The organism is Phenylobacterium sp. NIBR 498073, assembly GCF_027286305.1.
Lineage (GTDB): Bacteria > Pseudomonadota > Alphaproteobacteria > Caulobacterales > Caulobacteraceae > Phenylobacterium.
On the sequence record NZ_CP114599.1, the window covers coordinates 39,875 to 65,424 of the forward strand.

General features: G+C 69.5%; 32 protein-coding genes. 22 read left to right on the forward strand and 10 right to left on the reverse strand.

The features are described 5' to 3' along the window. Nucleotides 1-46: 46 nt before the first annotated feature. On the reverse strand, nucleotides 47-1,300 hold the full coding sequence (locus O4N75_RS00190; protein WP_269627409.1) for a UbiH/UbiF/VisC/COQ6 family ubiquinone biosynthesis hydroxylase: 1,254 nt from the start codon (nucleotides 1,298-1,300) through the stop codon (nucleotides 47-49). A 156-nt stretch (nucleotides 1,301-1,456) separates the two neighbouring features. Here O4N75_RS00190 and O4N75_RS00195 point away from each other — a divergent pair, with 156 nt between their 5' ends. Both O4N75_RS00195 and O4N75_RS00200 read left to right on the forward strand, forming a co-directional pair. Beyond that, nucleotides 1,457-1,702, forward strand: a complete 246-nt coding sequence (locus O4N75_RS00195; RefSeq protein ID WP_269627410.1) for a helix-hairpin-helix domain-containing protein — start codon at nucleotides 1,457-1,459, stop codon at nucleotides 1,700-1,702. Between the two features lie 4 nt (nucleotides 1,703-1,706). Then, a complete protein-coding gene (locus O4N75_RS00200; protein WP_269627411.1) occupies nucleotides 1,707-2,450 on the forward strand; it encodes an EcsC family protein in 744 nt (247 codons plus the stop codon). 3 nt (nucleotides 2,451-2,453) lie between these two features. Here O4N75_RS00200 and O4N75_RS00205 read toward each other — a convergent pair whose 3' ends face one another. Further along, on the reverse strand, nucleotides 2,454-2,858 hold the full coding sequence (locus tag O4N75_RS00205; RefSeq protein ID WP_269627412.1) for a hypothetical protein: 405 nt from the start codon (nucleotides 2,856-2,858) through the stop codon (nucleotides 2,454-2,456). 165 nt (nucleotides 2,859-3,023) lie between these two features. On the opposite strand from O4N75_RS00205, the gene O4N75_RS00210 reads away from it, so the two are divergent. The 4 genes from O4N75_RS00210 to O4N75_RS00225 all read left to right on the forward strand — a co-directional run bounded on the left by O4N75_RS00210 (nucleotide 3,024) and on the right by O4N75_RS00225 (nucleotide 7,128). Beyond that, nucleotides 3,024-4,124, forward strand: a complete 1,101-nt coding sequence (locus tag O4N75_RS00210; protein WP_269627413.1) for an HlyD family secretion protein — start codon at nucleotides 3,024-3,026, stop codon at nucleotides 4,122-4,124. 12 nt (nucleotides 4,125-4,136) lie between these two features. Further along, on the forward strand, nucleotides 4,137-5,768 hold the full coding sequence (locus O4N75_RS00215; RefSeq protein ID WP_269627414.1) for a DHA2 family efflux MFS transporter permease subunit: 1,632 nt from the start codon (nucleotides 4,137-4,139) through the stop codon (nucleotides 5,766-5,768). Then, nucleotides 5,768-6,376 carry a TetR/AcrR family transcriptional regulator gene (locus O4N75_RS00220; RefSeq protein ID WP_269627415.1) on the forward strand — a complete coding sequence of 203 codons (609 nt, stop codon included), beginning with the start codon at nucleotides 5,768-5,770 and terminating at the stop codon, nucleotides 6,374-6,376. Before O4N75_RS00215 ends, O4N75_RS00220 begins: the two co-directional genes overlap by 1 nt. A gap of 92 nt (nucleotides 6,377-6,468) precedes the next feature. Continuing rightward, the gene (locus O4N75_RS00225) at nucleotides 6,469-7,128 is read left to right on the forward strand and encodes a PEPxxWA-CTERM sorting domain-containing protein (RefSeq protein ID WP_269627416.1); all 660 of its coding nucleotides are present in this window, start codon (nucleotides 6,469-6,471) and stop codon (nucleotides 7,126-7,128) included. Nucleotides 7,129-7,131: 3 nt separating this feature from the next. On the opposite strand, the gene O4N75_RS00230 is transcribed toward O4N75_RS00225, so the two are convergent. Continuing rightward, nucleotides 7,132-7,737 carry a TetR/AcrR family transcriptional regulator gene (locus O4N75_RS00230; RefSeq protein WP_269627417.1) on the reverse strand — a complete coding sequence of 202 codons (606 nt, stop codon included), beginning with the start codon at nucleotides 7,735-7,737 and terminating at the stop codon, nucleotides 7,132-7,134. A gap of 103 nt (nucleotides 7,738-7,840) precedes the next feature. Here O4N75_RS00230 and O4N75_RS00235 point away from each other — a divergent pair, with 103 nt between their 5' ends. Next, the gene (locus tag O4N75_RS00235) at nucleotides 7,841-8,584 is read left to right on the forward strand and encodes a 3-oxoacyl-ACP reductase family protein (RefSeq protein ID WP_269627418.1); all 744 of its coding nucleotides are present in this window, start codon (nucleotides 7,841-7,843) and stop codon (nucleotides 8,582-8,584) included. Nucleotides 8,585-8,746: 162 nt separating this feature from the next. Here O4N75_RS00235 and O4N75_RS00240 read toward each other — a convergent pair whose 3' ends face one another. After that, nucleotides 8,747-9,556, reverse strand: a complete 810-nt coding sequence (locus O4N75_RS00240) for an enoyl-ACP reductase (protein WP_267230940.1) — start codon at nucleotides 9,554-9,556, stop codon at nucleotides 8,747-8,749. A 124-nt stretch (nucleotides 9,557-9,680) separates the two neighbouring features. On the opposite strand from O4N75_RS00240, the gene O4N75_RS00245 reads away from it, so the two are divergent. Beyond that, a complete protein-coding gene (locus tag O4N75_RS00245) occupies nucleotides 9,681-10,223 on the forward strand; it encodes a GNAT family N-acetyltransferase (protein WP_269627419.1) in 543 nt (180 codons plus the stop codon). Here the strand turns inward: O4N75_RS00245 and fabB are convergent. The 3 genes from fabB to O4N75_RS00260 form a co-directional block, all read right to left on the reverse strand. Continuing rightward, a complete protein-coding gene (fabB, locus tag O4N75_RS00250; protein ID WP_269627420.1) occupies nucleotides 10,220-11,431 on the reverse strand; it encodes a beta-ketoacyl-ACP synthase I in 1,212 nt (403 codons plus the stop codon). The two genes, O4N75_RS00245 and fabB, sit on opposite strands and share 4 nt — an antisense overlap. A gap of 16 nt (nucleotides 11,432-11,447) precedes the next feature. Further along, complete coding sequence (gene fabA / locus O4N75_RS00255) at nucleotides 11,448-11,975, reverse strand: 3-hydroxyacyl-[acyl-carrier-protein] dehydratase FabA (RefSeq protein ID WP_183775527.1); 528 nt, start codon at nucleotides 11,973-11,975, stop codon at nucleotides 11,448-11,450. Between the two features lie 82 nt (nucleotides 11,976-12,057). After that, on the reverse strand, nucleotides 12,058-12,561 hold the full coding sequence (locus tag O4N75_RS00260; RefSeq protein WP_269627421.1) for an SH3 domain-containing protein: 504 nt from the start codon (nucleotides 12,559-12,561) through the stop codon (nucleotides 12,058-12,060). Between the two features lie 146 nt (nucleotides 12,562-12,707). Between O4N75_RS00260 and O4N75_RS00265 the strand changes: the two genes are divergently transcribed. Continuing rightward, entirely contained in the window at nucleotides 12,708-13,694 is a 987-nt protein-coding gene (locus tag O4N75_RS00265) for a D-glycerate dehydrogenase (protein WP_269627422.1), read from the forward strand. A gap of 142 nt (nucleotides 13,695-13,836) precedes the next feature. Here O4N75_RS00265 and moeB read toward each other — a convergent pair whose 3' ends face one another. Further along, nucleotides 13,837-14,577 carry a molybdopterin-synthase adenylyltransferase MoeB gene (gene moeB, locus O4N75_RS00270; RefSeq protein ID WP_269629408.1) on the reverse strand — a complete coding sequence of 247 codons (741 nt, stop codon included), beginning with the start codon at nucleotides 14,575-14,577 and terminating at the stop codon, nucleotides 13,837-13,839. Between the two features lie 88 nt (nucleotides 14,578-14,665). Here moeB and hslV point away from each other — a divergent pair, with 88 nt between their 5' ends. The 4 genes from hslV to O4N75_RS00290 all read left to right on the forward strand — a co-directional run bounded on the left by hslV (nucleotide 14,666) and on the right by O4N75_RS00290 (nucleotide 18,299). Beyond that, the gene (hslV, locus tag O4N75_RS00275) at nucleotides 14,666-15,214 is read left to right on the forward strand and encodes an ATP-dependent protease subunit HslV (RefSeq protein WP_267230944.1); all 549 of its coding nucleotides are present in this window, start codon (nucleotides 14,666-14,668) and stop codon (nucleotides 15,212-15,214) included. Beyond that, nucleotides 15,201-16,043 (forward strand): DUF4440 domain-containing protein, encoded by an 843-nt coding sequence (locus O4N75_RS00280; RefSeq protein WP_269627423.1) that lies wholly within the window; start codon nucleotides 15,201-15,203, stop codon nucleotides 16,041-16,043. Before hslV ends, O4N75_RS00280 begins: the two co-directional genes overlap by 14 nt. A gap of 14 nt (nucleotides 16,044-16,057) precedes the next feature. Beyond that, nucleotides 16,058-17,362 carry an ATP-dependent protease ATPase subunit HslU gene (gene hslU, locus O4N75_RS00285; RefSeq protein ID WP_269627425.1) on the forward strand — a complete coding sequence of 435 codons (1,305 nt, stop codon included), beginning with the start codon at nucleotides 16,058-16,060 and terminating at the stop codon, nucleotides 17,360-17,362. Between the two features lie 94 nt (nucleotides 17,363-17,456). Next, a complete protein-coding gene (locus O4N75_RS00290; RefSeq protein WP_269627426.1) occupies nucleotides 17,457-18,299 on the forward strand; it encodes a hypothetical protein in 843 nt (280 codons plus the stop codon). 39 nt (nucleotides 18,300-18,338) lie between these two features. Here O4N75_RS00290 and O4N75_RS00295 read toward each other — a convergent pair whose 3' ends face one another. Continuing rightward, entirely contained in the window at nucleotides 18,339-18,809 is a 471-nt protein-coding gene (locus O4N75_RS00295) for a DUF2244 domain-containing protein (protein ID WP_269627427.1), read from the reverse strand. 139 nt (nucleotides 18,810-18,948) lie between these two features. Here O4N75_RS00295 and nth point away from each other — a divergent pair, with 139 nt between their 5' ends. From nth to O4N75_RS00310, 3 genes are all read left to right on the forward strand, one after another. After that, nucleotides 18,949-19,626, forward strand: coding sequence for an endonuclease III (gene nth / locus O4N75_RS00300; protein ID WP_267230949.1), 678 nt, complete (start codon nucleotides 18,949-18,951; stop codon nucleotides 19,624-19,626). A 53-nt stretch (nucleotides 19,627-19,679) separates the two neighbouring features. Beyond that, nucleotides 19,680-20,594 carry a transcriptional regulator GcvA gene (gene gcvA, locus O4N75_RS00305; protein ID WP_269627428.1) on the forward strand — a complete coding sequence of 305 codons (915 nt, stop codon included), beginning with the start codon at nucleotides 19,680-19,682 and terminating at the stop codon, nucleotides 20,592-20,594. Between the two features lie 86 nt (nucleotides 20,595-20,680). Beyond that, on the forward strand, nucleotides 20,681-20,806 hold the full coding sequence (locus O4N75_RS00310) for a hypothetical protein (RefSeq protein ID WP_267230951.1): 126 nt from the start codon (nucleotides 20,681-20,683) through the stop codon (nucleotides 20,804-20,806). A gap of 79 nt (nucleotides 20,807-20,885) precedes the next feature. Here the strand turns inward: O4N75_RS00310 and O4N75_RS00315 are convergent, their stop codons facing one another. Then, complete coding sequence (locus O4N75_RS00315) at nucleotides 20,886-21,164, reverse strand: hypothetical protein (protein ID WP_269627429.1); 279 nt, start codon at nucleotides 21,162-21,164, stop codon at nucleotides 20,886-20,888. Nucleotides 21,165-21,300: 136 nt separating this feature from the next. Between O4N75_RS00315 and O4N75_RS00320 the strand changes: the two genes are divergently transcribed. The 6 genes from O4N75_RS00320 to O4N75_RS00345 are packed head-to-tail and all read left to right on the forward strand — an operon-like array spanning nucleotide 21,301 to nucleotide 25,366. Beyond that, nucleotides 21,301-22,290, forward strand: a complete 990-nt coding sequence (locus tag O4N75_RS00320; protein ID WP_269627430.1) for an adenosine kinase — start codon at nucleotides 21,301-21,303, stop codon at nucleotides 22,288-22,290. 3 nt (nucleotides 22,291-22,293) lie between these two features. Beyond that, nucleotides 22,294-22,884: an imidazoleglycerol-phosphate dehydratase HisB gene (gene hisB / locus O4N75_RS00325; RefSeq protein ID WP_269627431.1), complete on the forward strand. Its 591-nt coding sequence runs from the start codon at nucleotides 22,294-22,296 to the stop codon at nucleotides 22,882-22,884. A gap of 13 nt (nucleotides 22,885-22,897) precedes the next feature. Beyond that, entirely contained in the window at nucleotides 22,898-23,530 is a 633-nt protein-coding gene (gene hisH / locus O4N75_RS00330) for an imidazole glycerol phosphate synthase subunit HisH (RefSeq protein ID WP_269627432.1), read from the forward strand. Then, complete coding sequence (gene hisA / locus O4N75_RS00335) at nucleotides 23,527-24,249, forward strand: 1-(5-phosphoribosyl)-5-[(5-phosphoribosylamino)methylideneamino]imidazole-4-carboxamide isomerase (protein WP_269629409.1); 723 nt, start codon at nucleotides 23,527-23,529, stop codon at nucleotides 24,247-24,249. The genes hisH and hisA overlap by 4 nt, the downstream gene beginning before the upstream one ends. Then, nucleotides 24,249-25,043, forward strand: coding sequence for an imidazole glycerol phosphate synthase subunit HisF (gene hisF, locus O4N75_RS00340; RefSeq protein WP_269627433.1), 795 nt, complete (start codon nucleotides 24,249-24,251; stop codon nucleotides 25,041-25,043). Before hisA ends, hisF begins: the two co-directional genes overlap by 1 nt. Then, nucleotides 25,040-25,366 carry a phosphoribosyl-ATP diphosphatase gene (locus O4N75_RS00345; protein WP_269627434.1) on the forward strand — a complete coding sequence of 109 codons (327 nt, stop codon included), beginning with the start codon at nucleotides 25,040-25,042 and terminating at the stop codon, nucleotides 25,364-25,366. The genes hisF and O4N75_RS00345 overlap by 4 nt, the downstream gene beginning before the upstream one ends. Nucleotides 25,367-25,550 lie beyond the last annotated feature (184 nt).

Below are 25,550 nucleotides of genomic sequence, written 5' to 3' on the forward strand. Positions count from 1 at the left end.
AATGGGTCCCGGTCTTGCTGCGCAAACCGGGATGACACCCAAGTGCCTACAGCGCCTCGCCGCGCAGCAGCCGCGGCAGGTCGCCGGTCGCGCCGCCGGCGTCTTCCATGAAGAACCGCCGCGCCGGGCCGATGCGGTTGACCGCCGCCATGCCGACGCCACGGGCCAACCGCAGCACCGGGTTGTCGTTCGAGAACAGCCGCGTGAACACGTCGGTAGCCGCCGCCAGCATCACCGTGTCGAAGCTCCGCCAGCGGGCGTAGCGCTCCAGCACCAGCTCCGAGCCGATGTCCTCGCCCAGCCGCGCGGCCTCGACCAGCACCTGGGCCAGCGCCGCCGCGCCCTTCAGGCCGAGATTCAGCCCCTGGCCGGCGATCGGGTGGACGCCGTGGGCGGCGTCGCCCAGCAGCACCGCCCGCGGCGCGGTCATCCGCTCGGCCAGCTGCAGCGACAGCGGATAGGTGAAGACGGGCCCATCGAGGGTCGCCGCGCCGAGGAACTCGCCGAACCGGCGCTGCAGATGGGCGTGGAAGGCCTGCGGCGAGGCCGCCTTCAGCGCCGCGGCCTTCGCCCGGCTTTCGGTCCAGACCAGGCTGGCGCGGTCCTCGGTCAGCGGCAGGATCGCGAACGGTCCGCCCGGCAGGAAGTACTCGTGGGCCACGCCTTCGTGGCCTCGGGCCAGCCGCACCGTGGCGACGACGCCGGTCTGCGGATAGTCCCAGCCGGTGACGCCGACGCCCGCCGCCTTGCGCACCACCGAGCCGCGGCCCTCGGCCCCGACCACCAGCGGCGCGCGCAGGGTCCGGCCGTCCTCCAGGGTGACGCTGGCCCCGCCGGCGCCGAGCTCGACGCCCGCGACCCTGGCCGGCGCCTCGACCCGGATCGCGGCCCGGCCGACCCCGACCGCCAGCGCCGCGCGGGTGCGCCGGTTCTCCAGCATGTAGCCGAGCGGCTCGCCGTCCGAGCGGTCGGCGATCTCGGCGGAATCGAAGCGCAGATAGAACGGCGTCGGCGCCCGCGCCGCCGCCCCCGGCGAGAAGCCGTCGGTGACCAGGATCTGTTCGATGCGCTGGGCGTAGGGCTCGATCTCGGCGGCCAGGCCCAGGGTGCGCCACTGGCGGAACGAGGCGAAGGCGATGGCCGAGGCGCGACCGTCGAAGGTCGGCGCCACCTGATCGTCGAACACCACCGGATCGATCAGCAGCGGCTCCAGTCCCGCGCTCTTCAGCGCCAGCGCCAAGGTCGCCCCCGCCATTCCGGCGCCGGCGATGATCACGTCCGCATCGAAGGTCTCAGCCATGGGCGGATATGCCGACGAACGGCGGCAAAGGTCCAGTTAGAACCGCGCCCCGGCGCGCCCGAGGACGTCCAAGAGGCCGTGATCGGAGCGGCCGACTATCCCCTCCCGCCGATAGCCCCTATCTCTGGGATTGGCGACGCTGACTGAGGGTATGCGATGGCTTTCTCCGCCGACGAACGCGCGATCCTGCTGGCCGTGAAGGGCGTCGGCCCGACCGTGGTGCAGCGGCTGGAGCAGGTCGGGATCGAGGATCTCGCCGGCCTCGCGCGCCAGGACGCTGGCGCGGTCTGTGCGGCCGCTTCGGCCCTGGTCGGCTCGACCTGCTGGCGCAACAGTCCGCAGGCGCGCGGGGCCATCGCCGCCGCCATCTCCGCGGCCCGCGCGCACGTCGCGGACGCCTGACGCCGTGGCCAAGGACCAGCCGCCGTTCGGCGCGTCGGAAGCCGAGTACGAGGCCTGGGCCCGACAGGAGGTCGCCCGCTGGCGCGGCCAGATGCTCAAGGCCCCGAACCTGCTCGACAAGACCACCCGCGGCGTCCAGCAGAAGATCAACCAGGTCATCCCCGAGCAGGTGCACAAGACCGCCACCGCGGTCATTGAGCAGATGACCCGCGCGATCCTGACCGGCTCCAACGTGGTCGCCGCAGCGCCCCTGCTCGACGCCCCGTTGGCGGTGCGCGACGCCCGCGCCATCGCGACCATCGGCGGCTACCGCACCACCGCGGCGGTCGAGGGCGGCGTCGCCGGGGCCGGCGGCTTCTGGCTGGCGGTCGCCGACTTCCCGGCGCTCATCGCCATCAAACTCAAGCTCTTGTTCGACTTGATGGCGATCTACGGCAAGTCGGGGAAGGACTTCTCCGAGCGGCTCTACCTGCTGCACATCTTCCAGCTGGCCTTTTCCTCGGCCGCGCACCGCGCCGATGTATTCCGGGCCATGGAGGCCTGGGACGCCCGCGCCCATCCCCAGCACCTGGACGACTTCGACTGGCGCCGCTTCCAGCAGGAGTACCGGGACTATATCGACCTGGCGAAGATGGCGCAGCTGATCCCGATCATCGGCGCCCCGGTCGGCGCGGTGGTGAACTGGCGGCTGACCCAGCGGGTCGGCGACATGGCGATCAACGCCTACCGGATGCGGCGGCTGGGCTGAGGGCTACCAGCACCCCTCTTCGCCTACCCGGCTGGTCATCGAGGTCACCCGGCCGGACGCATCGACTCGCCAGGCGACATTTGCGCGGACGGCGCACACGATGTTCGACATGTCGTGCACCGCATGCTGCTCCTGCGTCGTCAGCGGACGACGCCGGTACAGTTTAAAACCTTGCGCGCTCAGAAACTCGATCATCTCGTCGTCGGAAGAGCCGATCGGCACGGCCCGCGCCAGGCGCTCAGCGAACTGACGGTTCGCCGCGACGGGTTCGGCGCTCAAGTCCCGCACCAGCCCCGGTGTCGAGCGTCGCTCGGCCAGATTCCATGCGACCAGCATCCCAAGCAGAAAGGTCACGCCGAACAGACCGAAGGCTTCTAGCCAGCCCAATCGTATCTTGCCGTTGATCATCGTCGCGCCCCGTTCACGCCGATTGCTGCCGCCTGCGGCTTTCCGCCTCGTTAAGGTTTCTTGGACGCATTCGTCCATTTTACCCATTGCTGGCCGTCCGAACTCGCCCTACTTCAGTCTTGATTGGACTATTGCGTCCATTTTTCGGATTTTCAGGCGCTCCACATGGCGGTTTTGCCCAAGAAGTTCGTTCCCCTCGCCGTCGGCGGGGTCGTCGCGCTTGGCCTGGTGGTCGGCGGCGGCGTCTGGTGGATGAACAAGCAGAAGTTCGAAACCACCGACAACGCCTTCATTCAGGCCGACAAGGTCAGCGTCGCGCCGCAGGTCGACGGCTATGTCGCCGAGGTTCTGGTCGCCGACAACCAACACGTCCAGGCCGGCCAGGTGCTGGTGCGGCTCGACACCGCGCCGCTGAAGGCGGCGCTCGCCCAGGCCGAGGCCAACGCCGCGGCGCTGGACGCCGCCGTCCGCGCGGTCGACGACAAGGCCCGGCTCGAACAGGCGATGATCGCCCAGAAGGCGGCCGGGGTCGCCGCCGCCCACGCCGAGTCCCAGCTGGCCCAGGCCGAACTCGCCCGCTACGGGACGCTCGCCGGCCAGGGCTGGGTGGCGCCCCAGCGTGAACAGTCGGCGCGCGCCGCCGCCGGCCAGGCCAGCGCCAGCGTCGCCCAGGCCAAGGCCGCGCTGGAGGCCGAACGCCGCAGCGCCGAAAGCCTCGGCTCGGCCCGGGACCAGACCATCGCCCAGGCCCAGGCCGCCCGCGCCGTGGTCGAGCAGGCCCGCATCAACCTGGAACGCGCCGAGATCAAGGCGCCGGCCTCGGGCGTGGTCGGCGCGCGCGCCGTGCGCACCGGCCAGTACGTCCGCCCCGGCTCCTCGCTGATGACCGTCGTGCCGCTGGGCCAGGCCTATGTGGTCGCCAACTTCAAGGAGACCCAGGTCGCCCGCCTGAAGATCGGCCAGCCGGTCACCATCCATGCCGACGCCTTCGGCAAGCAGGCGATCCCCGGCCGCATCGACAGCTTCGCTCCGGCCACCGGCTCGGAGTTCGCCCTGATCCCGGTCGAGAACGCGGTCGGCAACTTCACCAAGATCGCCCAGCGCTTGCCGGTGAAGATCGTCGTCGATCCGAAGTCGCCGTTGGCCGGCGCCCTGCGGCCGGGCCTGTCGGTCGACGTCAAGGTCGACGTCACCGCCGACACCGGCCCGAGCTTCGCCGAAGCCACGCCCTCGGCCGAGTACGCCCGGCGCGGGGAAGCCCGCTAGGGACCTGCGGCCGTGACCGACGCCGCCCTCGACGATCCGCAGAAATCCCCGGCGCCGGCCCCGCCCGCGCCGGCCGGCGCGCACGTCACCGCCTCGGGCGAGGTCGACTGGGTCAAGATCTTCCTCGGCTTCGGCGGGATGGTGGTCGGCCAGTTCATGGCCACGCTCGACATCCAGATCGTCGCCTCCTCGCTCAGCCAGATCCAGGCCGGCATCGGCGCCAGCGCCGACGAGATCAGCTGGGTGCAGACCATCTACCTGCTGGCCGAGGTGGTGATCATTCCGCTCACCGCGTACCTGACCAAGATGTGGGGCACGCGGCCGGTCTACGTGTTCGCTGCCGCCGGCTTCATCGTCACCTCGATCCTCACCGGCCTGTCGACCAGCATCGAGATGATGATCGTCACCCGGGCGCTGCAGGGCCTGACCGCCGGCGCGATGATCCCGGCCGTGTTCGCCACCGCCATGACCGTGTTCCCGCCCGAAAAGCGGGTGATGGCCAACGTCACGGTCGGCCTGATCGTCACCCTGGCGCCGACCATCGGCCCGACCCTGGGCGGTCACCTGACCGAGGCGCTCAACTGGCGCTGGCTGTTCTTCATCAACGTCCCGCCCGGCCTGCTGGTGATGTTCCTGGTCGGCCGCTACGGCGACTTCGACAAGGGCGACCCGAGCCTGGCCAAGGGCATCGACTGGTTCGGCCTGTTCACCATGACCGTCTTCCTGCTGTCGATGCAGTACGTCATCGAAGAGGGCTCGGGCGAGGGCTGGTTCGACGACGACCTGATCCTGTGGCTGACCGTCACCGCGGTGATCACCGGGGTGGTGTTCATCTGGCGGCAGCTGACCTATCGACAGCCCATCGTCTCGCTCAAACCGTTCCAGGACCGCAACTTCACGCTCGGCTTCCTGATGAACGCGGTGTCGGGCATGAGCCTGTTCGGCGGCACCTTCATCCTGCCGCTGTTCCTCGGCCAGATCCGCCAGTACTCGGCGGCCGAGGTCGGCACCACCATGCTGGTCTCGGGCCTGGCCATGTTCCTCAGCGCCCCGGTCGTCGGCCGCGTCGTGCGGCTGATGGACCCGCGCATCTCGCTGGTCGCCGGCTTCGCGCTCGCCGCCTACGGCGTGGGGCTGGGGGTGCGGGTCACCGCCGAATGGGGCTTCTGGGAGTTCGCGGCCCTGCAGGCGATCCGCGGCTTCGGGGTGATGGTGGCGATGATCGCGGCCCAGGCGCTGTCGGTCTCCACCCTGCCGGTCTCGCTGATGAAGGACGCCTCGGGGCTGGTGAACCTGGTCCGCAACGTCGGCGGCGCCATCGGCCTGGCGATCCTGACCACCATTCTCACCGACCAGACCGCCGTGCATCTGTCGGAGCTGTCAGCGGGCATGAGCATCGCCAGCCTGCAGGGCCAGGAAATGCTGGCCGGCATGACCTCGATGATGGAGGCCCAGGGCCTGGCCAATCCGGAAGGCGCGGCCCGCAAGTTTCTCGGCATGGCCCTCTACCGCGACGCCGCCGTCCTCGGCTTCGGCGACGGGTTCTACTTCCTGGCGCTCGGCTGCGCCGTCGCCGCCCTGCTCGGCTTCCTGGCCTCGCCGGGCAAGAGCGATCCGCCCAGCGGCGGCGGCGGAGGCCACTGATGCCGCGCGCGCCCGGCCAGATCGACCTCGCCAAGACCGAGGCCATCCTCGACGCCGCCGCCCAGGTGTTCGGCGAGCGCGGCCTGGCGGCCTCCATGGAGGAGATCGCCCGCCGCGCGCGCGTGTCGAAACAGACGATCTACAACCACTATGGCTCCAAGCCGGAACTGATCCGCGCCATCGTCGACCGGCGGGTGTCGGAGATCACCGCGCCGCTGCTGCTGCCCGAAGCCCTGGAGCATCCGGAGGACGCGCTGGTCGCCTTCGGGCGATCGATGCTCTCGACGGTGATGCTCTCGCGCGGGGTCTCCATGCTGCGCATGACCGTCGAGGCGGCGGCCGAGCATCCTGACCTCGCCCGCGCCTTCTTCGAGGCCGGCCCCGCCACCTCCCGTCACCGGCTGGCCGAATTTCTGCAGATCGAAACCGACAACGGCCGCCTGGCCGTGGACGATCCGGCCCTGGCCGCCGAATTCTTCGCGGGCATGGTTATCGGCGCGCACCAGATCTCCCAGCTGCTCGGCGTCTTCCGCCAGCTCGACGAGGCCCAGATCGACCGGGTCGCGCGCGAGGCCGCTCAGCGCTTCATGAGGGCCTACTCGGCGTAGAGCCCGCGTCAGCCGCACAACCTTCATCGAACCGAGATACGGGCGCCATGCGCCTGGGCCATCAGCCCTCAAGTCTTAACTGGAGGGTAACCATGTTCGCCAAGTCCCTGGGCCTCGCCGCCCTCGTCGCCGCCGGCTCGCTCGCGCTGCCCGCGGCCGCCGCGACCACCATCACCCCGGTCGGCGTCACCGCCACCAACACCTTCCCGTTCTGGGGGATCTATAATCCCGAGAACCTGATCGACGGCAGCGGCCTGTCGGGCGACCTGCACGACGCCGATTTCGCCAACATGTGGATGACCGACCTCGGGATCTCGGCCGCCACCCTGACCTTCGACCTCGGCCAGACCTTCAAGCTCTCGGGCGCCGACATCTGGAACTACAACTTCGGCGTCGAGGAATTCGCCTCGACCCTCGACCGCGCCTCCAAGGCCTTCAGGATCTCGATCTCCACCGACGGCGTCAGCTACACCCAGGTGCTGGCGGGCGAGCTGTCGCGCGGCACGGGCCAGGCCCTGGCGGCCGAGAGCTTCGGGTTCGGCGGCCAGGCCCGCTACGTCCAGATCGCCCTGGACGGCAATCACCAGAAGTATCCGGAGACCTACGGCTACGCCCCGATCGGGCTGTCGGAAGTCCGCTTCACCGGCTCGGCGGTTCCGGAACCGGCGACCTGGGCGATGATGATCGCCGGCTTCGGCCTGGCCGGCGCGGCCTTGCGCTCGGCCCGCCGCCGCGACCGGCAGTTCGCCTGACCGTCAGGGCGCGGTGAGCGGCCCCCAGGCCGCCATCGCGCCCTTGGCCACCGCCAGCAGCCTGTCCTCCGAAGCCCCGTCGCGGGCCTGGATCGACATGCCCTGCTGGACGGTCAGATAGAACGCCGCCAGGGCGGCGAAATCGACGCTCGGCGGCAGGTCGCCGTCACCGACCGCCCGGCGCAGGCGCGCCTCCAGCCCCGACTGGCCCTGGGCCCGGTTCTCGCGCAGGGCGGCGCAGACGCTGGCGCTGGCCTCCGTCGTATTGAGCTGCGAGAGCACGACCATGCAGCCGCGCGGCTTGCCGGGCCTTGAGAAGGAATGTGCAGTGGCGGTCAGGAAACCTTCCACGGCCGCGCGTGCGTCGGGCGCATTCTCGACCACGTCCCAGATTTCCGGGCCCTCGATGCGGCCGTAGAGCTCGATCGCCTCGCGGAACAGCGCCTCCTTCGAGCCGAACGCCGCGTAGAGGCTGGGCGAGCCGATGCCCATGGCCTCGGTCAGGTCGCTGATCGAGGCGCCCTCGTAACCCTTGGTCCAGAAGACCTCCATCGCCCGGCGAAGCGCCGCGTCCCGGTCGAAGCTGCGAGGTCGGCCGCGTTCGGCCATGAGGACACCTTTCTGTAGCGACCGATATATAAAAGCCTTGACGGGTCCCGGCAAGCCGACCATCTGCGTTCTGTATCGAACGACACAGAAATGGAGCAACCCCGTGTCGAACCTCTCCGGAAAGCGCGCCCTGGTCACCGGCGCCAGCCGCGGCATCGGCGCCGCCATCGCCCTGCGCCTGGCCCGCGACGGCGCCGACGTCGCCATCACCTATGAGCGCTCGGCCGACAGGGCCCAGGCGCTCGTGGCGCAGGTCGAGGCCCTGGGCCGCAAGGGTCTGGCGATCCAGGCCGACAGCGCCGATCCGGCCGCGGTCAAGGCCGCCGTCGACCGCGCCGCCGCCGAGCTGGGCGGGCTGGACATCCTGGTGAACAACGCCGGCATCGCCCGCGGCGTCGGGCCGGTCGAGGGTTGGACGCTCGAGGACATCGACCAGCTGCTGGCGGTGAACGTGCGCGGGGTGATCGTCGCGGCCCAGGCCGCCGCCGCGCACCTGCCGGCGGGCGGGCGGATCATCAATATCGGCTCGAACCTGGCCGAACGGGTCCCGATGGCCGGCATCACCCTCTATGCGATGACCAAGTCGGCCCTACTGAGCTTCACCAAGGGCTTAGCCCACGACCTGGGCCCCCGCGGGATCACGGTCAACCTGGTGCACCCTGGCTCGACCGACACCGACATGAACCCGGCCGCAGGTCCGGGCGCCGACCCGCAGCGGGCGCGGATGCCCATTCCAGAGTATGGCAAGCCGGAAGACATCGCCGGCGCGGTCGCCTGGCTGGCCGGGCCCGAAGGCCGCTTCGCCAACGGGGCCGGCTTCGTCGTCGACGGCGGCGCGAACGCTTAGTAGCGGCGACTCGAGCAAGATCCTCCCCTCTTGGGGGAGGTGGATCGATGCGAAGCATCGAGACGGAGGGGGACTGCTCCTGCAATCACAGGAGTCGAGGTCCCCCTCGATCAGCCACGCGGCTGACAGCTCCCCCAGAGGGGGAGCATCTCTCAGCGGCGCCTACTCGCTGTCCGAGCCCAGGCCCATCATGTGGAAGCCGGCGTCGACGTGGACGATTTCGCCCGTGGTCGAGAAGCCGAGGTCCGACAGCAGCCACAGCGCGCAGCCGGCGACGCCCTCCATCGAGGTGTCCTCGCCGAGCGCCGACATCGACCGGCCTTGGGCCAGCATGCCGCGGCCGCCGCTGATCCCCGCCAGCGACAGGGTCTTCATCGCCCCGGCCGAAATGGCGTTGACGCGGATGCGCGCCGGACCCAGGTCGCGGGCGACATAGCGGGTCGCCGCTTCCAGCCCGGCCTTGGCCACGCCCATGGTGTTGTAGTTCGGGATGGCGCGCTCGGACCCCAGATAGGTCATGGTCACGATCGAGCCGCCGTTCGGCATCAGCTTCGCCGCGCGCTTGGCGCAATCGACGAACGAGAACACCGAGATGTCCATGGCGCGCAGGAAGCTCTCGCGCGAGGTGTTCTCGACGAACGAGCCCTTCAGCTCGTCCTTGTTGGCGAAGGCGATCGAATGCAGGAAGAAGTCGATCGTGCCGTGGGCCTTCTCGATGGCGTCGAAGGCCGCGTCCATCGAGGCGTCGTCCTGCACGTCGGCCGGCACGATGGCCTTGGCGCCGACGCTTTCGGCCAGCGGGGTCACCCGGCGCTCCATGCCCGGCAGGTGCAGGAAGGAGAGCTCCGCGCCCTGGGCCGCCAGCTGCGAGGCGATCCCCCAGGCGATCGACTGGTGGTTGGCGACGCCGGTGATGACGCCCTTCTTGCCCTTCATCAGGTCGCCCTTGGGCATCTGATAGTCTTCGGCCACGCGTGGTCTCCTTGGCGTTTCCAAAAGTTCGCCGGTTTGTGGACGGGCCCGAAGTCGCGCGCAAGCGCCATCCTGCTGGCGGCGATCACGAGACCGCGGCTATGAGACGACCCGGGAGGCGATCATGACCGAGCTTTTGCCCGTCATCGACACCGAGCGTCTGCGGTTGCGGGCGCTCGAAACGACTGACGCCGACGACATGGCCGCCAACATGACGCCCGCGGTCACGCGCTGGCTGTCCTCCTGGCCAAGCCCGCTGAGCCGGGACGCGGCGCTGGCGCGGATCGAACGCTCGCGGGCGGCGATCCGGACCGGGGGATATGCCTTCTACGCGCTGACGCGACGGTCGGACGGGCGGATGATCGGCGGTTTCGGCGGCGGCCTGCGGCCCGACGACCGGCGGCGGATGGAGATCAGCTACCACCTGGCCGAGGATTGCCACGGACAGGGCTTTATGCGCGAGGCGGCCGCCGCGGCCATGCCGATGCTGTGGCGGCTGATCCCGGCCGAGGTGATGGAAGCCGGCGCCCAGGTGGAGAACCAGGCGTCCTTCGCCGTAATGGCCGCGCTGGGCATGACGCCCGCCGACGAGCGGATGGTCTATTCGTCAGTGCGCGAACGGCAGGAGCCGACGCAGTTTTTCGAACTGCGTCGGCCTGTTTCCTAGACCCGCGCCATCACCAGGCAGCCGTTGGTGCCGCCGAAGCCGAACGAGTTCGACATCACGGTCTCCAACTGCACGTCCTTGCGCTGCAGCAGGATCGGCAGGTCGGCGAACTCGGGATCGAGGGTCTCGATATGGGCGCTCTGCGCGGCGAAGCCGTTGTTGAGCATCAGCAGGCTGTAGATCGCCTCCTGCGCCCCCGCGGCGCCCAGGCTGTGGCCGGTCAGCGACTTGGTCGACGAGATCAGCGGCACGTTCGAGCCGAACACCTCGCGCACCGCGCCCATTTCCTTGGAGTCGCCGACCGGGGTCGAGGTGCCGTGCGGGTTCAGGTAGTCGATCTTGCGGCCGCCCAAGCCTTCCATGGCCATGCGCATGCAGCGCACCGCGCCCTCGCCCGACGGGGCGACCATGTCGAAGCCGTCCGAGTTGGCCGCATAGCCGACGATCTCGCCATAGATCTTGGCCCCGCGGGCCTTGGCGCGCTCGTATTCCTCCAGCACCACGATGCCGGCCCCGCCGGCGATCACGAAGCCGTCGCGGTCCTTGTCGTAGGCGCGGCTGGCGGTGGAGGGCCGGTCGTTGAAGTTCGAGCTCATCGCGCCCATGGCGTCGAACAGCACGCTCAGCGACCAGTCGAGCTCCTCCGTGCCGCCGGCGAACACCACGTCCTGCTTGCCCATCAGGATCTGCTCGTAGCCCGAGCCGATGCAGTGGGTGGAGGTGGCGCAGGCCGACGAGATCGAGAAGTTCAGGCCCTTGATCTTGAACCAGGTGGCCAGGGTCGCCGAGGCGCCCGAGCTCATCGCCTTGGGCACCGCGAACGGGCCGACCCGCTTGGGGCCGCGCTCCTTGGCGGTGTGCGCCGCCTCGATGATCGCCTTGGTCGACGGCCCGCCGGAGCCGACGATCAGGCCGGTCCGCTCGTGGGAGACCTCGGCCTCCTCCAGCCCGGCGTCGGCGATCGCCTGTTCCATGGCGATGTGGCCATAGGCCGTGCCCTGGGCCAGGAACCGCGCCGCGCGCCGATCCACCAGCTTTTCCCAATCGAGACCGGGATCGGCGTGGACCTGTGAGCGGAAGCCCAGCTCGGCGTATTCGGGCGAAAAGCTGATCCCGGACTTGGCCTCGCGCAGCGAAGCCAGGACTGCATTGGCGTCAGCGCCAATGGACGAGACGATACCGATGCCGGTGATGACGACGCGACGCATGTGCCTGCCCGTGCTCTCAGACCAGGTCCTTGGCGTCGAACAGGCCGACGCGCAGATCCTTGGCCTCGTAGATCACCTTGCCGTCGGCCTCGAGCACGCCGTCGCCGATGCCCATGACCAGCTTGCGGATGATCACGCGCTTGAGGTCGATCTTGTAGACCAGCTTCTTGACCTTCGGGGTCACCTGGCCGGTGAACTTCACCTCGCCGACGCCCAGGGCGCGGCCCTTGCCGGGCGCGCCCGACCAGCCGAGGAAGAAGCCGACCAGCTGCCACATGGCGTCCAGGCCCAGGCAGCCCGGCATCACCGGGTCGTTGATGAAGTGGCACTGGAAGAACCAGAGGTCCGGATTGATATCCAGCTCGGCTTCCAGATAGCCCTTGCCGTGCGCGCCGCCGTCTTCGGTGATCTTCACGATGCGATCGAACATCAGCATCGGAGGCACCGGCAGCTGGGCGTTGCCCGGGCCGAACATCTCGCCTCGGCCGCAGGCCAGCAGCTCTTCGAGATTGTAGTGGTCCTTGGCCTTGGCGCCCTGGATCATGCTTGGCTTTCTTGGCGGCGGCCCGTTTTTCCGAGCCTCGGGAATCGTGAATTTCAGGCCCTAGCAGAGCCGCGCGGCAGGCTCAACGGCTGCGCGCGACGCCGGGACGGCCCACTTTACACTGGATCGCGTCGGAAGTTCCCCAGAGTTCGCTCGCCGGGGCCCAGCCCGAGACCCCCTCGCTGCGCACCCGGCACCAGCCGTCCTCGCAGGTCTTGGGCAGTTCGGCGATCGAGCGCGGGTTCATATAGGCGGTGATCTCGGCCTCGGCCCGCGGCTTCTTGTGCAGGGCCAGACGCGTCGGTTTGACCCGCATGACGGTGGACTCGCCGCTGGTCAGCCGCCGGTGCACCCAGGCCATCCCGCCGTCCGGGTCGCAGATCCGCCGCCACTCGGAGTTCTCGGCGATCACCTGCACCGGCAGCCCCTTGGCCTGGTAGACCCACAAAAGCTTGTGATCTTCCCCCGGCCCGGCCCGCGCATAGACCTTGTCGAACTTCAGCGAGACATAGCGCGGCACCGGCTGGCCGGACGGCGTCTGGCGCGGCGCCGCCTGGACGGCGGGCGTCAGGGCGGCCAGAATCAACGCGGCCGTCAAAAAAACGGGCGTTAAGCGCTTCCGCGGTTCAATCGTTCGAGGCTCGCCTTGGCCGTCCATGGGCGCTTTGCTAGAGGTTCTTCGTCACAACGCAAGGCGCGCCGCGCGCAGTTAAAGATTCCTTTCAGACGCTCATGGCCGCTCGAAAACCCAAAGTCATCGTCACCCGCCGCCTCCCGGACCCGGTAGAGACCCGGATGCGCGAGCTGTTCGACACCGAGCTGAACCTCGACGACGTACCGCTCGACCGCGAGGCGCTGATCAGGGCGGTGCAGCGGGCCGACGCCATCGTCCCGACGATCACCGACCACATCGACGCCGACCTGATCGCGGCGGCCGGCGACAAGCTGAAGCTGATCGCCAATTTCGGGGCCGGGGTCGACCACATCGACGTGGCCGCCGCCAACGAGCGCGGCATCGCCGTGACCAACACCCCCGGCGTGCTGACCGAAGACACCGCCGACCTGACCATGGCGCTGATCATGGCCGTCTCGCGCCGGATCGTCGAAGGCGCCAACGTCGTGCAGGCCGGCGAGTTCACCGGCTGGACCCCGACCTGGATGATGGGCCGGCGGGTCAACGGCAAGCGGCTGGGGATCATCGGCATGGGCCGGATCGGCCAGGCGGTGGCGCGCCGCGCCAAGGCCTTCGGCATGCAGATTCACTATCACAACCGCAAGCCGGTCAGCCACGTGATCGCCGAGGAGCTGGAGGCCACCTACTGGGAGAGCCTCGACCAGATGCTGGCCCGCATGGACATCATCTCGGTCAACTGCCCGCACACCCCGGCCACCTACCACCTGCTGTCGGCGCGGCGGCTGAAGCTGCTGCAGCCGCACGCCGTGGTGGTCAACACCGCCCGCGGCGGCATCATCGACGAGGGCGCGCTGGCCGACCTGCTGGCCGCCGGCGCCATCGCCGGAGCGGGCCTCGACGTCTTCGAGTTCGAACCGGCGATCAATCCCAAGCTGCTGACCCAGCCGAACGCCGTGCTGCTGCCGCACCTGGGCTCGGCCACGGTCGAGGCGCGCATCGACATGGGCGAAAAGGTGATCATCAACCTCAAGACCTGGATGGACGGCCACCGCCCGCCCGACCGGGTCATCCCGTCGATGCTCTGACCAACCAAAAGCTGTCATCCCGGTTTCGGCGCAGCCGAAGACCGGGACCCATGAACACCCGATCTCGAAGGCCTCGCGCAATCCTCGCCGCGAGGCGCGAATGGATCCCGGTCTTGCTGCGCAAACCGGGATGACAACGGGGCTAACGCCCGCCGCACACCTCGCACTCCGGATCGGCCCCGATCCGCACGGTCCGGCTCTCGCCCGACAGCCCGTCATAGATCAGCAGCCGCCCGGCCAGCGGCTCGCCGGCGCCGGCGACCAGCTTGATGGTCTCCAGCGCCATCATCGAGCCGATCACCCCGGCCAGCGCCCCGACCACCCCGACCGCCGAGCAGGTCTCGGCTTCGGGCGGAACCTCGGGCACCAGGCAGCGATAACAGGGCTTGCCGCGGAACACCCCGACCTGGCCGGTCCAGCGGCCGATCGCGCCGGAGACCAGCGTCCGTTCGTGCTGCACGCAGGCGGCGTTGACCGCGAAACGGGTGGCGAAGTCGTCGGTGCCGTCCAGCACCAGGTCGACCCCCGTCACCAGCGGCCCGAGGTTGCACGGCTCCACATGCACCGGGGCGCAGTCGACATGCACGTGCGGGTTCAGAGCCCGCAGCTGGTCGGCGGCCGCCTCGACCTTGCGGCGGCCGACGTCGGCGTCGCGGAAGATCACCTGGCGCTGCAGGTTCGAAGTGTCGACCACGTCGGCGTCGGCCAGCACGATGCGTCCGATCCCAGCCGCGGCCAGGTAGAGCGCCGCCGGCGCACCCAGGCCCCCGGCCCCGACGATCAGCACGCTGGCGGCCTTCAGGCGCTGCTGACCCTGGCCGCCGACCTCGCGCAGCACCAGGTGGCGGGCGTACCGCTCGACTTCGTCGTCCGTGAAGCTCATCGTCGCCTCGTTACGTTTCAGCGCGCGGCGGTCCGGCCTGATCGCGCCGCGCTTGACCTCGCCCGTCCCCCTGGCCACATCGAGAGCCATGACGACAAGCTCGAACTTTCCCGATTGGCACGGCACCACCATCCTCGCGGTGCGCAAGGGCGGCAAGACCGTGATCGCCGGCGACGGCCAGGTTTCGATGGGCCAGACCGTGGTCAAGGGCAACGCCCGCAAGGTGCGCACCCTGGCCGGCGGCAAGGTGCTGGCCGGGTTCGCCGGCGCCACCGCCGACGCCTTCACCCTGATCGAGCGGCTCGAGGCCAAGCTCGAGCAATATCCGGACCAGCTGGCCCGCGCCTGCGTCGACCTTGCTAAGGACTGGCGCACAGACCGCTACCTGCGCCGGCTGGAGGCGATGCTGCTGGTCGCCGACAAGGACTCGATCTTCACCGTCACCGGGGTCGGCGACGTGCTGGAGCCGGAGACCGGCGTCGCCGCCATCGGCTCGGGCGGCAACTACGCCCTGGCCGCGGCGCTGGCCCTGGCCGACAGCGAGCTCTCGGCCGAAGAAGTCGCCCGCAAGGCGATGGGCATCGCCGCCAAGATCTGCGTCTACACCAACGGAGAGCTGACGGTTGAAAGCCTGTAGCCTGATCCTGGCTGCGCTTCTCCTCTCGTCCCCCGCCTTGGCGCAACCTGATCCCTCCGCGGTCGTCGCCGCGGAGCGGGCGTTCGCGGCCGACGGCCTGGCGCACGGGATCAAGCGCTCGTTCCTGACCCATTCGGCCCCGGACGCGATCCTGTTCGCCCCCGACCCGGTCAAGGCCCACGAGCTCTACGGCCCGCGGCCGGACACGCCGCACCCGCCGCTGGTCTGGTGGCCGCTGTGGGCCGGCATCGCCAGGTCCGGCGACCTCGGCTTCACCACCGGCCCGAGCACCTTCGACGGCAAGCCGAACGGCTGGTACTTCACCGTCTGGGCCCGGCAGGGCGACGGCGGCTGGAAGTGGATCTACGACGGCGGCTCGCCCAGCGCCCATGGGCAGGCGCCGCCCCAGGACTCGCCCCCGGCCTATCTGGCCCCCGCCACCGGCCCGTCCGCCGACGCCGCGACGGCGATGCGCTCCGTGCAGGCCGCCGAGGCGGTCCTCGCCCGCGACGCGGCCACGGATTCCGCCGCCGCCTACCTCGCCGTGCTGAGCCCCGACGCCCGCCTCGCGGGCTCCCCGCAGCCGCCGGCGACGACGCCTGCGGCCGTAAAGGCCGAGCTGGCCACGCGCCCGGCCGCCATCGCCTTCGCCCCGCTCGGCGGCCGCGCCTCCAGCGACGGCGATCTCGTCTGGACCTATGGCGAAGCGCGCTGGAAAGACGCCGCCCAGGACCGCCGCGGCCACTATGTCCGCATCTGGCAGAGCCGCGCCGAGGGTTGGCGTCTGGTCTTCGATCAGATTCTTCCTGTCGCAGAGCCGGCGTCGTGACTATCTAGCGGGCCATGACCGAGTTTTCCCCCCGCGAGATCGTCTCCGAGCTCGACCGCTACATCGTCGGCCATCCCGACGCCAAGAAGGCCGTCGCCGTCGCCCTGCGCAACCGTTGGCGCCGCCGCCGCGTGCCCGCCGACCTGCGCGACGAGGTGACGCCGAAGAATATCCTGATGATCGGCCCGACAGGGGTCGGCAAGACCGAGATCGCCCGCCGCCTGGCGCGGCTGGCCCAGGCCCCGTTCCTGAAGGTCGAGGCCACCAAGTTCACCGAGGTCGGCTATGTCGGCCGCGACGTCGACCAGATCGTCCGCGATTTGGTGGAAAGCGCCATGGCCATGGTCCGCGACAAGCGCCGGGCTGGCGTGCGCGCCAGGGCCGAAGCCGCCGCAGAGGAACGCATCCTCGACGCCCTGACCGGACCCGGCTCCACCGCCGCGCGCGAGAGCTTCCGCAAGAAGCTGCGGGCCGGCGAGCTGAACGACAAGGAGGTCGAGCTGACCCTCGCCGACAGCGGCGGCGGCCTGCCGATGTTCGACATTCCCGGCCAGCCCGGCGCCCAGATGGGCATGCTCAATCTCGGCGAAATGATGGGCAAGGCCTTCGGCGGCCGCACCAAGACCCACAAGACCACCGTCGCCGGCGCCCACGCCCCGCTGATCGCCGAGGAAAGCGACAAGCTGCTCGATCAGGAAGCCCTGACCCAGGAAGCCCTGGAGCTGGCCGAAAACAACGGCATCGTGTTCCTCGACGAGATCGACAAGGTCGCCTCCAACCGCGACCGGGCCGGCGCCGACGTCAGCCGCGAAGGGGTGCAACGCGACCTGCTGCCGCTGATCGAGGGCACCACCGTCTCGACCAAGTACGGCCCGGTGAAGACCGACCACATCCTGTTCATCGCCTCGGGCGCGTTCCACGTCGCCAAGCCCTCGGACCTGCTGCCCGAGCTGCAGGGCCGCTTGCCGATCCGCGTCGAGCTCAAGGCCCTGACCCGCGACGACTTCCGCCGCATCCTGACCGAGCCGGAAGCCAACCTGATCCGCCAGCACCAGGCGCTGCTGGCCACCGAAGGCGTGACGCTCAGCTTCACCGAGGACGCCATCGACGCCCTGGCCGACGCGGCGGTGACCGTCAACGGCAGCGTCGAGAACATCGGCGCCCGCCGGCTGCAGACCGTGCTGGAAAAGGTGCTGGAGGAGATCAGCTATTCGGCCTCCGACCGCGACGGCGAGACGATCAGCATCGATGCCGCCTACGTGAAGGAGCGGGTCGGCGGCCTGGCCCAGAACGCCGACCTCAGCCGCTTCATCCTCTAACTAGGGTTTTCCCTAGGCCGGCCAGGGACTTGACCCCCTTGCCGACCTGCTGCGCGGGGCTCTCAATCCCTGCGACGCCGCAGGGAGGCCCCGCATGCAGGTCGAACTCGCCGAGGAGCGCATCTTCCGGTTGGCCGATCGGTTCAGCCTGGAGCACGCCGAGGGCCGCGCCTGGGCCAAGCGGCTGGAGGCGTTCGGCGCCCTGGCGCGGGTCGCGGGCCTGTTCAACCACCCCAAGGAAGACGACTTCGCGGTCGTCTACCGCGAACGCCGGCTGCAGCCGTTCTGGCGCGTCGCGGTCTCGACGGCCACGGCCTACGAGCGGCGGCGCAGCTACGCCGTGCCGGTCGCGCCCGAGGTGCGGCAGGTCACGATCGATGGCCGCAGCCTGCCGGCCGTCGACGGCCGGATTTCGTTCGAGGGCCTGGAGTCCTGCCGCGAGGAGGCCCGCCGCGAGGTGTTTGTCGACGGGCTGAGCAAACAGCCGACTCCGACCCTGGCGGCCTATCTGCAGCACGACGCGGTCGAGACCGACGCGCAGGCCCTGGCCAAGGCCACCGCCGACGGCATGGTCGTGGTGCCGCCCCAGGCCAAGGCCTCCATGGTGGTGCGCGACGTGGTCGCCGCGGCGATCGGCAAGATCGACGCCGACACCGTGACCGAGGAGCTGGTGCGGGTCGAGGCGGTCGACCTCTACTACCGGCCGATCCACGCCTTCCGCTATCGCCGCGCCGACAAGGAGGCCGTGGTCGAGTTCGACGCCGTCACCGGCGAGGCGCGGGTCGGCGGCGACACCTTCGAGCAGTATCTGGGCAAGGCGCTGGAGCCGCGCTTCCTGCTCGACGTCGGGGCCGAGACCCTGAACTTCGTGGTGCCGGGCGCGAACCTCGCCAAGCTGATCATCGTCAAGGGCATGGAGATGAAGGGCCTGCGGTAGGGGGCCCATTCGCGCCAGCGCCGGCGGGCCCTGCGCCGCCTAGCCGCGCCGCGCGTCGTAGATCGCCCGCTCCAGGGCCCGGGCGAAGTCCGCGCGTTCGACCGGGCTCAGCGCCGCGGCCACCGAGGCGTGGCGACCGGACATCGCGACCCGCACTCCGTGGACGACGTCGTCCTCGTCGATCTCCAGGGCCACCCGGGTGAAGGCGGTCGGGCTTTCCCAGACCACTTCGCTGGACTTCGGCGTCTCGCGGACCACCCGCACCTCGCGCGCGGTGACCAGCACCCGCTCGATCTTCTTGGCGGCGGCATAGCTCGCGGCGAAGGCGGCGATCACCGCCAGCACGTCCAGGCCCAGGAACACCGGGACGAAGGTCGCGCCCATCGACAGAAACACCGCCGCGGCCACGCAATTGAAGAACGTGACGATGCTGATCAGCACCACGAACCCCCGCTGCGACAGCGAGCGGTTGGGCGTGATCACGGCGTCCATGTAGACGAGGCCATCCATCGGGCACGCAGTCTAGTGCGCGGCAGGCGGAAGTGGAAACCGGTTCCGCCGCCCGTCGCGCGCCCCAGAAGCCGAATACGGCCGCGAAAAGTCCGCGCCTCTTGGCGGAGCGGGCAAGCCGGGCGATGTTCTCCGCGCCATGGCCAAGCCCGTCACCAAGAAGCGCGTCTCGCCTGCGGAGAAAGCCCGCATCGAGGAACTGTTCCACCGGTTCGAGTCGCTCAGCGACGATCCACGCACCGAGCTCAACTACGACAGCCCCTACACCCTGGTCGTGGCGGTGGCGTTGTCGGCCCAGGCCACCGACGTCGGGGTCAACAAGGCGACCGCCAAGCTGTTCCCCGTGGCCCACACGCCCCAGGACATGCTGGACCTCGGCGAGGAGGCGCTGATCGGCTACATCAATTCGATCGGCCTGTTCCGCACCAAGGCCAAGAACGTCATCGCCGCGGCGAAGATCATCGTCGAGCAGCACGGCGGCGAGGTGCCGCTGAACCGCGACGATCTGATGGCCCTGCCCGGCGTCGGGCGAAAGACCGCCAGCGTGGTGCTGAACGAACTGGGCGTCGAGCCGGCCATCGCCGTCGACACCCACGTCTTCCGCGTCGCCCATCGCCTGAAGTTGTCGACCGGCAAGACCCCCGATCAGGTCGAAGCCGACCTGATGGCCCTGGTCCCGGCCCCCTACCTGACCCGCGCCCACCACTGGCTGATCCTGCACGGCCGCTACACCTGCGTCGCGCGTCGGCCCAAGTGCGAGGAGTGCCAGGTCGCCGATCTCTGCCCGTCGAAGATCCTGTTCAGCCGCGCGGCCTAGAGCATTTTCTGCCGCCATTGCACCCACGTGCGGCGCGGCCTTATCTCCTGCCCATGGCCAACCATCTGCCGCTAAACGCCCTGCGGGTCTTCGAGGCCTGCGCCCGCTGCGGCAGCTTCCTCAGCGCCGCCGAGGAGCTGGCGATCACGCCCGGAGCGGTCTCGCGGCACATCAAGGGCCTGGAGGCCGAGCTGGAGACCCGGCTGTTCGACCGCTTCAACCGCGCGGTGCGGCTGACCGCTGCCGGCGAGCAGCTGTCAGTCGGCGTGCGCCAGGGCCTTTCGACCATCCAGTCGGCGGTGGACGCGGTGCGCTCCAAGCGCGACGCGCCGCTGGTGGTCACGGTGCTGCACTCGCTGGCCGCCCGCTGGCTGGTGCCGCGGCTGCACGACTTCCAGCGCCGCTATCCCGAAGTGCAGATCCTGGTCGCCGCCTCCGATCATGCCGCCGACCTGGCGCGCGAGAATATCGACGTCGCCATTCGTCTCGGGCGCGGCCCCTATCCGGGCCACCACGTCACCCACCTGTTCGACACCCTGATGACGCCGGTGTGCAGCCCCGGCCTGGTCGAGAAGTACGGGCCGTTCAACCACCCCAACGACCTGCGCGGGGTGACCCTGCTGCACGACGTGCTGATGCTGCCCGAGGAGCCTGACTGGGCCGACTGGCTGGCGGCGGCCGGGGCCGACCGGGTCGATCCCAATCCGGGACCGCGCTTCTCCAACACCTACCTCGCGGTCGAGGCGGCCCTCGCCGACCGCGGGCTGGCCTTCGCGCACAAGGCGATGGTGATCGACGACCTGGCCAACGGACGGCTGGTGCAGCCCTTCGACCTGTCGCTGCCCAGCCCCTTCAGCCACTGGGTGCTGTCGCTGCCGGAAAAGGCCGACCAGCCCAACATCCGGCGGTTCCGTAGCTGGCTGCTGGACCAGGCCCTGGCTGACGGACTTGCCGATCCAATTGACTAAATCTCAATCGACAGGCGCTAAGCTCGTTTGTCGCAGTGCAACAAATCTGGGAAATTACGGGCGTCCGCTGTTGTAGGAGCCTCCCCGTGACCTGCACCTATCCTCAATCGATTGAATTTTCGCGCACCGACGTGCTGCGCGACATCATCCTCGTCTTCGCCGTCGCTGTGATCGCCTCCCCCGCGGTGATCGCGCTTATCGGCGCGGCCTGACGAGCGCGGGCCGGCCCCTTTCCTCCAGCCGGCCCGCCCCCTTCCCGTCGGCGCGGCGCAGCGTCCATGGGCGCGCACTTCAGGTGATGCGCTTGACGCTCACCGGGTCGCTGCTCGGAAAGCTCTCTTCCAGACCCTCGTCCAGCAGCGCCTCCTGACGGTCCTCGGCGCGCTTCTGCTTCTCGGCCAGCTGGTCGGGCTTTTCGTCTTCACTTAGCGGCGTGGCCGGACGCGCATACGGCGCCTCGCTCTTGTGGTCGGCCATGGTCGGACGGCCCTCGACGGCGGCGTCGGCCGCCGCCGCGCCCGAACCTATCGCCAGGCCGGTCTTGGTCTTGTCGCGCTTCAGTATCGCCATTTCGATCCTCCGTTGTGCCCAGGATCAACACATGGGACCGGCGGCGGTTGCGGCCGAGGCGCCGCCCGCGTTGCCCCGCAAGGGCTTTGCCTGTAGGACGCGAAGCCTGATTTCCGCGAAAGCCGACCTTTCCCGCATGACCGAGCTCTACGACGTCGCCGCCATCGGCAACGCCATCGTCGACGTGATCGCCCCGGCGACCGACGACTTCCTGACCCAGCAAGGCATGGACAAGGGCGCCATGATGCTGGTCGACGAGCAGCGCAGCGCGGCGCTCTACGCCGCCATGCAGGCCGGGCTCGAAGCCTCAGGCGGCTCGGCCGCCAACACCGTCGCGGGCCTCGCCTCGTTCGGCGGCCGCGGCGCCTTCCTGGGCAAGGTCGCCGACGACCAGCTCGGCAAGGTCTTCACCCACGACATGCGCGCCATCGGCGCCCACTTCGACACCCCGCCGCTGCTGAACGGCAAGGCCACCGCGGTGTCGATGATCAACGTCACGCCCGACGGCGAGCGGACCATGTCGACCTTCCTGGGCGCCTCGACCGAGTTCGCCTCCGAGGACATCGACGCCGCCATCGTCGAGGCCGCCAAGATCGTCTACTTGGAAGGCTACCTGTTCGACGCCGAGGCCGCCCGCCGGGCCTTCGCCAAGGCTGCGGCCCTGGCCCACGGCGCCGGCCGGATGATCGCCATCACCCTGTCGGACGGCTTCGTGGTCGAACGTCACCGCGAAGCCCTGCTCGGCTTCCTGGAGACCCAGGTCGACCTGGTGTTCGCCAACGCCACCGAAGTCGCCTCGCTGTTCCAGACCGACGACTTCGACGCCGCCGTCAACGCACTGCGCTCCAAGGTGAAGATCGCCGCGGTGACCCGCAGCGCCCAGGGCTCGGTGATCGTCGCCGGCGGCGAGACCTTTGAGGTTTCGGCGTTCCCTGTGGAGAAAGTCGTAGACACGACGGGCGCGGGCGACCAATACGCAGCCGGGTTCATGTACGGCCTCGCCAACGGCCGGCCGCTCAACGTGTGCGGCCAGCTCGGTTCGCTGGCGGCGGCCGAGGTGATCTCGCACTATGGCCCGCGGCCGCAGGTCAGCCTCAAGGACCTCGCGGCTTCGAAAGGACTCTAAGGGATGGCCCGCACCGCGGAAGTGGTCCGCAACACCAAGGAGACCCAGATCACCGTTCGCGTGGATCTGGACGGCTCCGGCGTTGCCGACGTCGAGACCGGCATCGGTTTCTTCGACCACATGCTGGACGGTCTCGCGCGTTTCAGCGGGATCGACCTCTATGTCCGCACCAAGGGCGACCTGCACATCGACTTCCACCACACCGTGGAAGACACCGGCATCGTCATCGGCCAGGCGATCCGCCAGGCGCTGGACGGCTTCAAGGGCATCTACCGCTTCGGCCACGCCTACGTCCCGATGGACGAGACGCTGACCCGCTGCGCCCTCGATCTCTGCAATCGGCCGTACCTGATCTGGAAGGTCGCGTTCAAGACCCCGAAGATCGGCGAGTTCGACACCGAGCTGTTCAAGGAATTCCACCAGGCCTTCGCCATGAACCTGGGCGCCTGCGTGCACCTGGAAACCCTCTACGGCGACAACAGCCACCACATCGCCGAGAGCGGCTTCAAGGCCCTTGGCCGCGCCCTGCGCGCAGCCGTCGAACTCGACCCCAAGACCCATGGTCGCGCTCCGTCGACCAAGGGCGTCCTCTAGGAAAGCATCCCCTATGCAGAGCGTCGCCCTGATCGACTACGGGTCGGGCAACCTGCGCTCGGCCGAAAAGGCCCTCGTCCGCGCCGCGGCGGGAACGAGCCAGATCGTCGTCACCAGCGATCCCGAAACCGTGGCCGCCGCCGACCGGGTGGTGCTGCCCGGCGTCGGCGCCTTCGCCGCGTGCATGAAGGCCCTGTCCGAGCGTCCCGGCCTGATCGAAGCCATGACGCAGGCGGTCCAGACCAAGGGCCGCCCGTTCCTGGGCGTCTGCGTCGGCATGCAGCTGCTGGCCACCCGCGGCCTGGAGTTCGGCGAGACCCCCGGCCTCGGCTGGATCCCCGGCGACGTCCGCCGCGTGGAGCCGACCGACCCGGCCGCCAAGATCCCGCATATGGGCTGGAACACCCTGATCGACCCGCACGGCCCCGCGCCGATCGCCGGCGTCGGCGAGGCGCCCATGTACTTCACCCATTCGTTCGCGTTCTTCCCGGACGATCCCGCCGACGTCGCCGCCTATGTCGACCATGGAGGCCGGTTCCCGGCCGCCGTCGCCAAGGGCCATGTCGCGGGCGTACAATTTCACCCTGAAAAGTCGCAAAGCGCCGGCCTCGCCCTGCTGGCGCGTTTCCTGGAGTGGCGACCGTGATCCTCTATCCGGCCATCGACCTTAAAGACGGCCAGTGCGTCCGTGTGCTGCACGGCGACCTCGACACCGCCACGGTGTTCAACACCTCGCCCGCGGCCCAGGCCGCCAGCTTCGTCGAATCCGGCTTCCACTGGGTCCACGTCGTCGACCTGAACGGCGCGGTGCAGGGCAAGGCGGTCAATGAAAAGGCCGTCGAGGCGATCCTCGAGGCGGTCTCGATCCCGGTCCAGCTGGGCGGCGGCATCCGCAGCCTGAAGGACGTCGAGCGCTGGATCGAAGCCGGCGTCAGCCGCGTCATCCTCGGCACCGTCGCGGTCACCGAACCCGAGATCGTCCGCGAGGCCGCCCGCCTGTGGCCCGAGCAGATCGCCGTCTCAGTCGACGTCCGCGCCGGCAAGGTCGCGACCCAGGGCTGGACCGAGAGCTCCGACCTCGACGCCGTCACCGTCGCCAAACGCTTCGAGGACGCCGGCGTCGGCGCCCTGATCATCACCGACATCGACCGCGACGGCACCGTCATGGGCTTCAACGTCGAGGCGTTCGGCGCCATCGCCGACGCCGTCGCCATCCCGGTGATCGCCGCCGGCGGCCTGGCCACCATCGACGACATCGTCAAGATCAAGGCCCGCAAGGGCGTGCCGATCGCCGGGGCCGTGCTCGGCCGCGCGCTCTACAACGGCGCGATCAATCCGGAAGAAGCCCTGAAGGTCGCCGCCTGATGCTCAAAGTCCGCGTCATTCCTTGCCTGGACGTCAAGGACGGCCGCGTGGTGAAGGGCGTGAACTTCGTCTCGCTGCGCGACGCCGGTGACCCGGTCGAACAGGCCACCGCCTATGACGCCGCCGGCGCCGACGAACTGATGTTCCTGGACATCACCGCCAGCCACGAGCGGCGCGGGGCGATCCTCGACGTCATCGCCCGCACCGCCGACGTCTGCTTCATGCCGCTCAGCGTCGGCGGCGGCATCCGCCAGGTCGAGGACGCCCGCCGGCTGCTGCTGGCCGGGGCCGACAAGATTTCCGTCAACACCGCCGCGGTCGAGAACCGCGACCTGATCAGCGCCTGCGCCGACGCCTTCGGCTCCCAGGCCGTGGTCGTGGCCATCGACGCCAAGCACGGCGCGAGCGTTTCCGGCGGGGGCGGGCGCAACGACGGCTGGCGGGTGTTCACCTATGGCGGGCGCACCGACACCGGGCTCGACGTGGTCGAATACGCGGTGGAGGCGGTGAAGCGCGGGGCAGGGGAGATCCTGCTCACCTCCATGGACCGCGACGGCGCCAAGACCGGCTACGACCTGGATCTGCTGAAGGCGGTGACCAGCGCGGTCAACGTGCCGGTCATCGCCTCGGGCGGGGCCGGCAACGCCCAGCACATGGTCGATGCGGTGACCAAGGGGGGCGCCGACGCAGTGCTCGCCGCCTCGATCTTCCACTTCGGCGAGGTCTCGGTCGCCGAGGTGAAGCGCGAAATGGCCAAGGCCCACATCCCGGTCCGCATCACGGAGGCCGCATGAGCCGCTTCTCGCAGACCCTCGAGCGCCTCGCCGCGACCATCGAGGCCCGCAAGGGCGCCGATCCGGCCAGCTCCTACACCGCCAAGCTGCTGAGCGAGGGCGTCGAGCGCGCCGCCAAGAAGTTCGGCGAGGAGGCGGTCGAAGCGGTGATCGCCGCAGCTCAAGGCGACAAGGACGGCCTGGCCGCCGAAAGCGCCGACCTGATCTACCACTGGCTGGTGTTGCTGGCCCGCGCCGGCGTCAGCCTCGACGACGTCGCCGCCAAGCTCGAAGCGCGCGAGGGAACCTCCGGCCTGGCCGAGAAAGCGTCGCGGACCGAATAATTCCTCCCCCGCTGGGGGAGGTGGATCGATGCGTAGCATCGAGACGGAGGGGGCCTGCGGACTCAGCAATCCCCCACAGTCAGCCGTTCGGCTGACAGCTCCCCAGAGGCGGAGCAACTAGAAAGCCCTCCCCCTTCACAGGCGTCGTCCAGAGCCCAGGATCTGCCTTGTCCGCGGGACGCCC

What these genes read in the sequence shown, in the direction of transcription:
- O4N75_RS00315 (WP_269627429.1), bottom strand. Translation starts at nt 21,164, where the DNA reads ATGGCGATACTGAAGCGCGACAAGACCAAGACCGGCCTGGCGATAGGT.
- fabB (WP_269627420.1), bottom strand. Translation starts at nt 11,431, where the DNA reads ATGCGTCGCGTCGTCATCACCGGCATCGGTATCGTCTCGTCCATTGGC.
- O4N75_RS00220 (WP_269627415.1), top strand. Translation starts at nt 5,768, where the DNA reads ATGCCGCGCGCGCCCGGCCAGATCGACCTCGCCAAGACCGAGGCCATC.
- O4N75_RS00295 (WP_269627427.1), bottom strand. Translation starts at nt 18,809, where the DNA reads ATGGATGGCCTCGTCTACATGGACGCCGTGATCACGCCCAACCGCTCG.
- hslV (WP_267230944.1), top strand. Translation starts at nt 14,666, where the DNA reads ATGACGACAAGCTCGAACTTTCCCGATTGGCACGGCACCACCATCCTC.
- fabA (WP_183775527.1), bottom strand. Translation starts at nt 11,975, where the DNA reads ATGATCCAGGGCGCCAAGGCCAAGGACCACTACAATCTCGAAGAGCTG.
- O4N75_RS00210 (WP_269627413.1), top strand. Translation starts at nt 3,024, where the DNA reads ATGGCGGTTTTGCCCAAGAAGTTCGTTCCCCTCGCCGTCGGCGGGGTC.
- O4N75_RS00345 (WP_269627434.1), top strand. Translation starts at nt 25,040, where the DNA reads ATGAGCCGCTTCTCGCAGACCCTCGAGCGCCTCGCCGCGACCATCGAG.
- O4N75_RS00265 (WP_269627422.1), top strand. Translation starts at nt 12,708, where the DNA reads ATGGCCGCTCGAAAACCCAAAGTCATCGTCACCCGCCGCCTCCCGGAC.
- O4N75_RS00195 (WP_269627410.1), top strand. Translation starts at nt 1,457, where the DNA reads ATGGCTTTCTCCGCCGACGAACGCGCGATCCTGCTGGCCGTGAAGGGC.
- O4N75_RS00205 (WP_269627412.1), bottom strand. Translation starts at nt 2,858, where the DNA reads ATGATCAACGGCAAGATACGATTGGGCTGGCTAGAAGCCTTCGGTCTG.
- gcvA (WP_269627428.1), top strand. Translation starts at nt 19,680, where the DNA reads ATGGCCAACCATCTGCCGCTAAACGCCCTGCGGGTCTTCGAGGCCTGC.
- O4N75_RS00245 (WP_269627419.1), top strand. Translation starts at nt 9,681, where the DNA reads ATGACCGAGCTTTTGCCCGTCATCGACACCGAGCGTCTGCGGTTGCGG.
- hisB (WP_269627431.1), top strand. Translation starts at nt 22,294, where the DNA reads ATGGCCCGCACCGCGGAAGTGGTCCGCAACACCAAGGAGACCCAGATC.
- moeB (WP_269629408.1), bottom strand. Translation starts at nt 14,577, where the DNA reads ATGAGCTTCACGGACGACGAAGTCGAGCGGTACGCCCGCCACCTGGTG.
- O4N75_RS00225 (WP_269627416.1), top strand. Translation starts at nt 6,469, where the DNA reads ATGTTCGCCAAGTCCCTGGGCCTCGCCGCCCTCGTCGCCGCCGGCTCG.
- O4N75_RS00290 (WP_269627426.1), top strand. Translation starts at nt 17,457, where the DNA reads ATGCAGGTCGAACTCGCCGAGGAGCGCATCTTCCGGTTGGCCGATCGG.
- O4N75_RS00230 (WP_269627417.1), bottom strand. Translation starts at nt 7,737, where the DNA reads ATGGCCGAACGCGGCCGACCTCGCAGCTTCGACCGGGACGCGGCGCTT.
- hisF (WP_269627433.1), top strand. Translation starts at nt 24,249, where the DNA reads ATGCTCAAAGTCCGCGTCATTCCTTGCCTGGACGTCAAGGACGGCCGC.
- hisH (WP_269627432.1), top strand. Translation starts at nt 22,898, where the DNA reads ATGCAGAGCGTCGCCCTGATCGACTACGGGTCGGGCAACCTGCGCTCG.
- O4N75_RS00320 (WP_269627430.1), top strand. Translation starts at nt 21,301, where the DNA reads ATGACCGAGCTCTACGACGTCGCCGCCATCGGCAACGCCATCGTCGAC.
- O4N75_RS00190 (WP_269627409.1), bottom strand. Translation starts at nt 1,300, where the DNA reads ATGGCTGAGACCTTCGATGCGGACGTGATCATCGCCGGCGCCGGAATG.
- hslU (WP_269627425.1), top strand. Translation starts at nt 16,058, where the DNA reads ATGACCGAGTTTTCCCCCCGCGAGATCGTCTCCGAGCTCGACCGCTAC.
- nth (WP_267230949.1), top strand. Translation starts at nt 18,949, where the DNA reads ATGGCCAAGCCCGTCACCAAGAAGCGCGTCTCGCCTGCGGAGAAAGCC.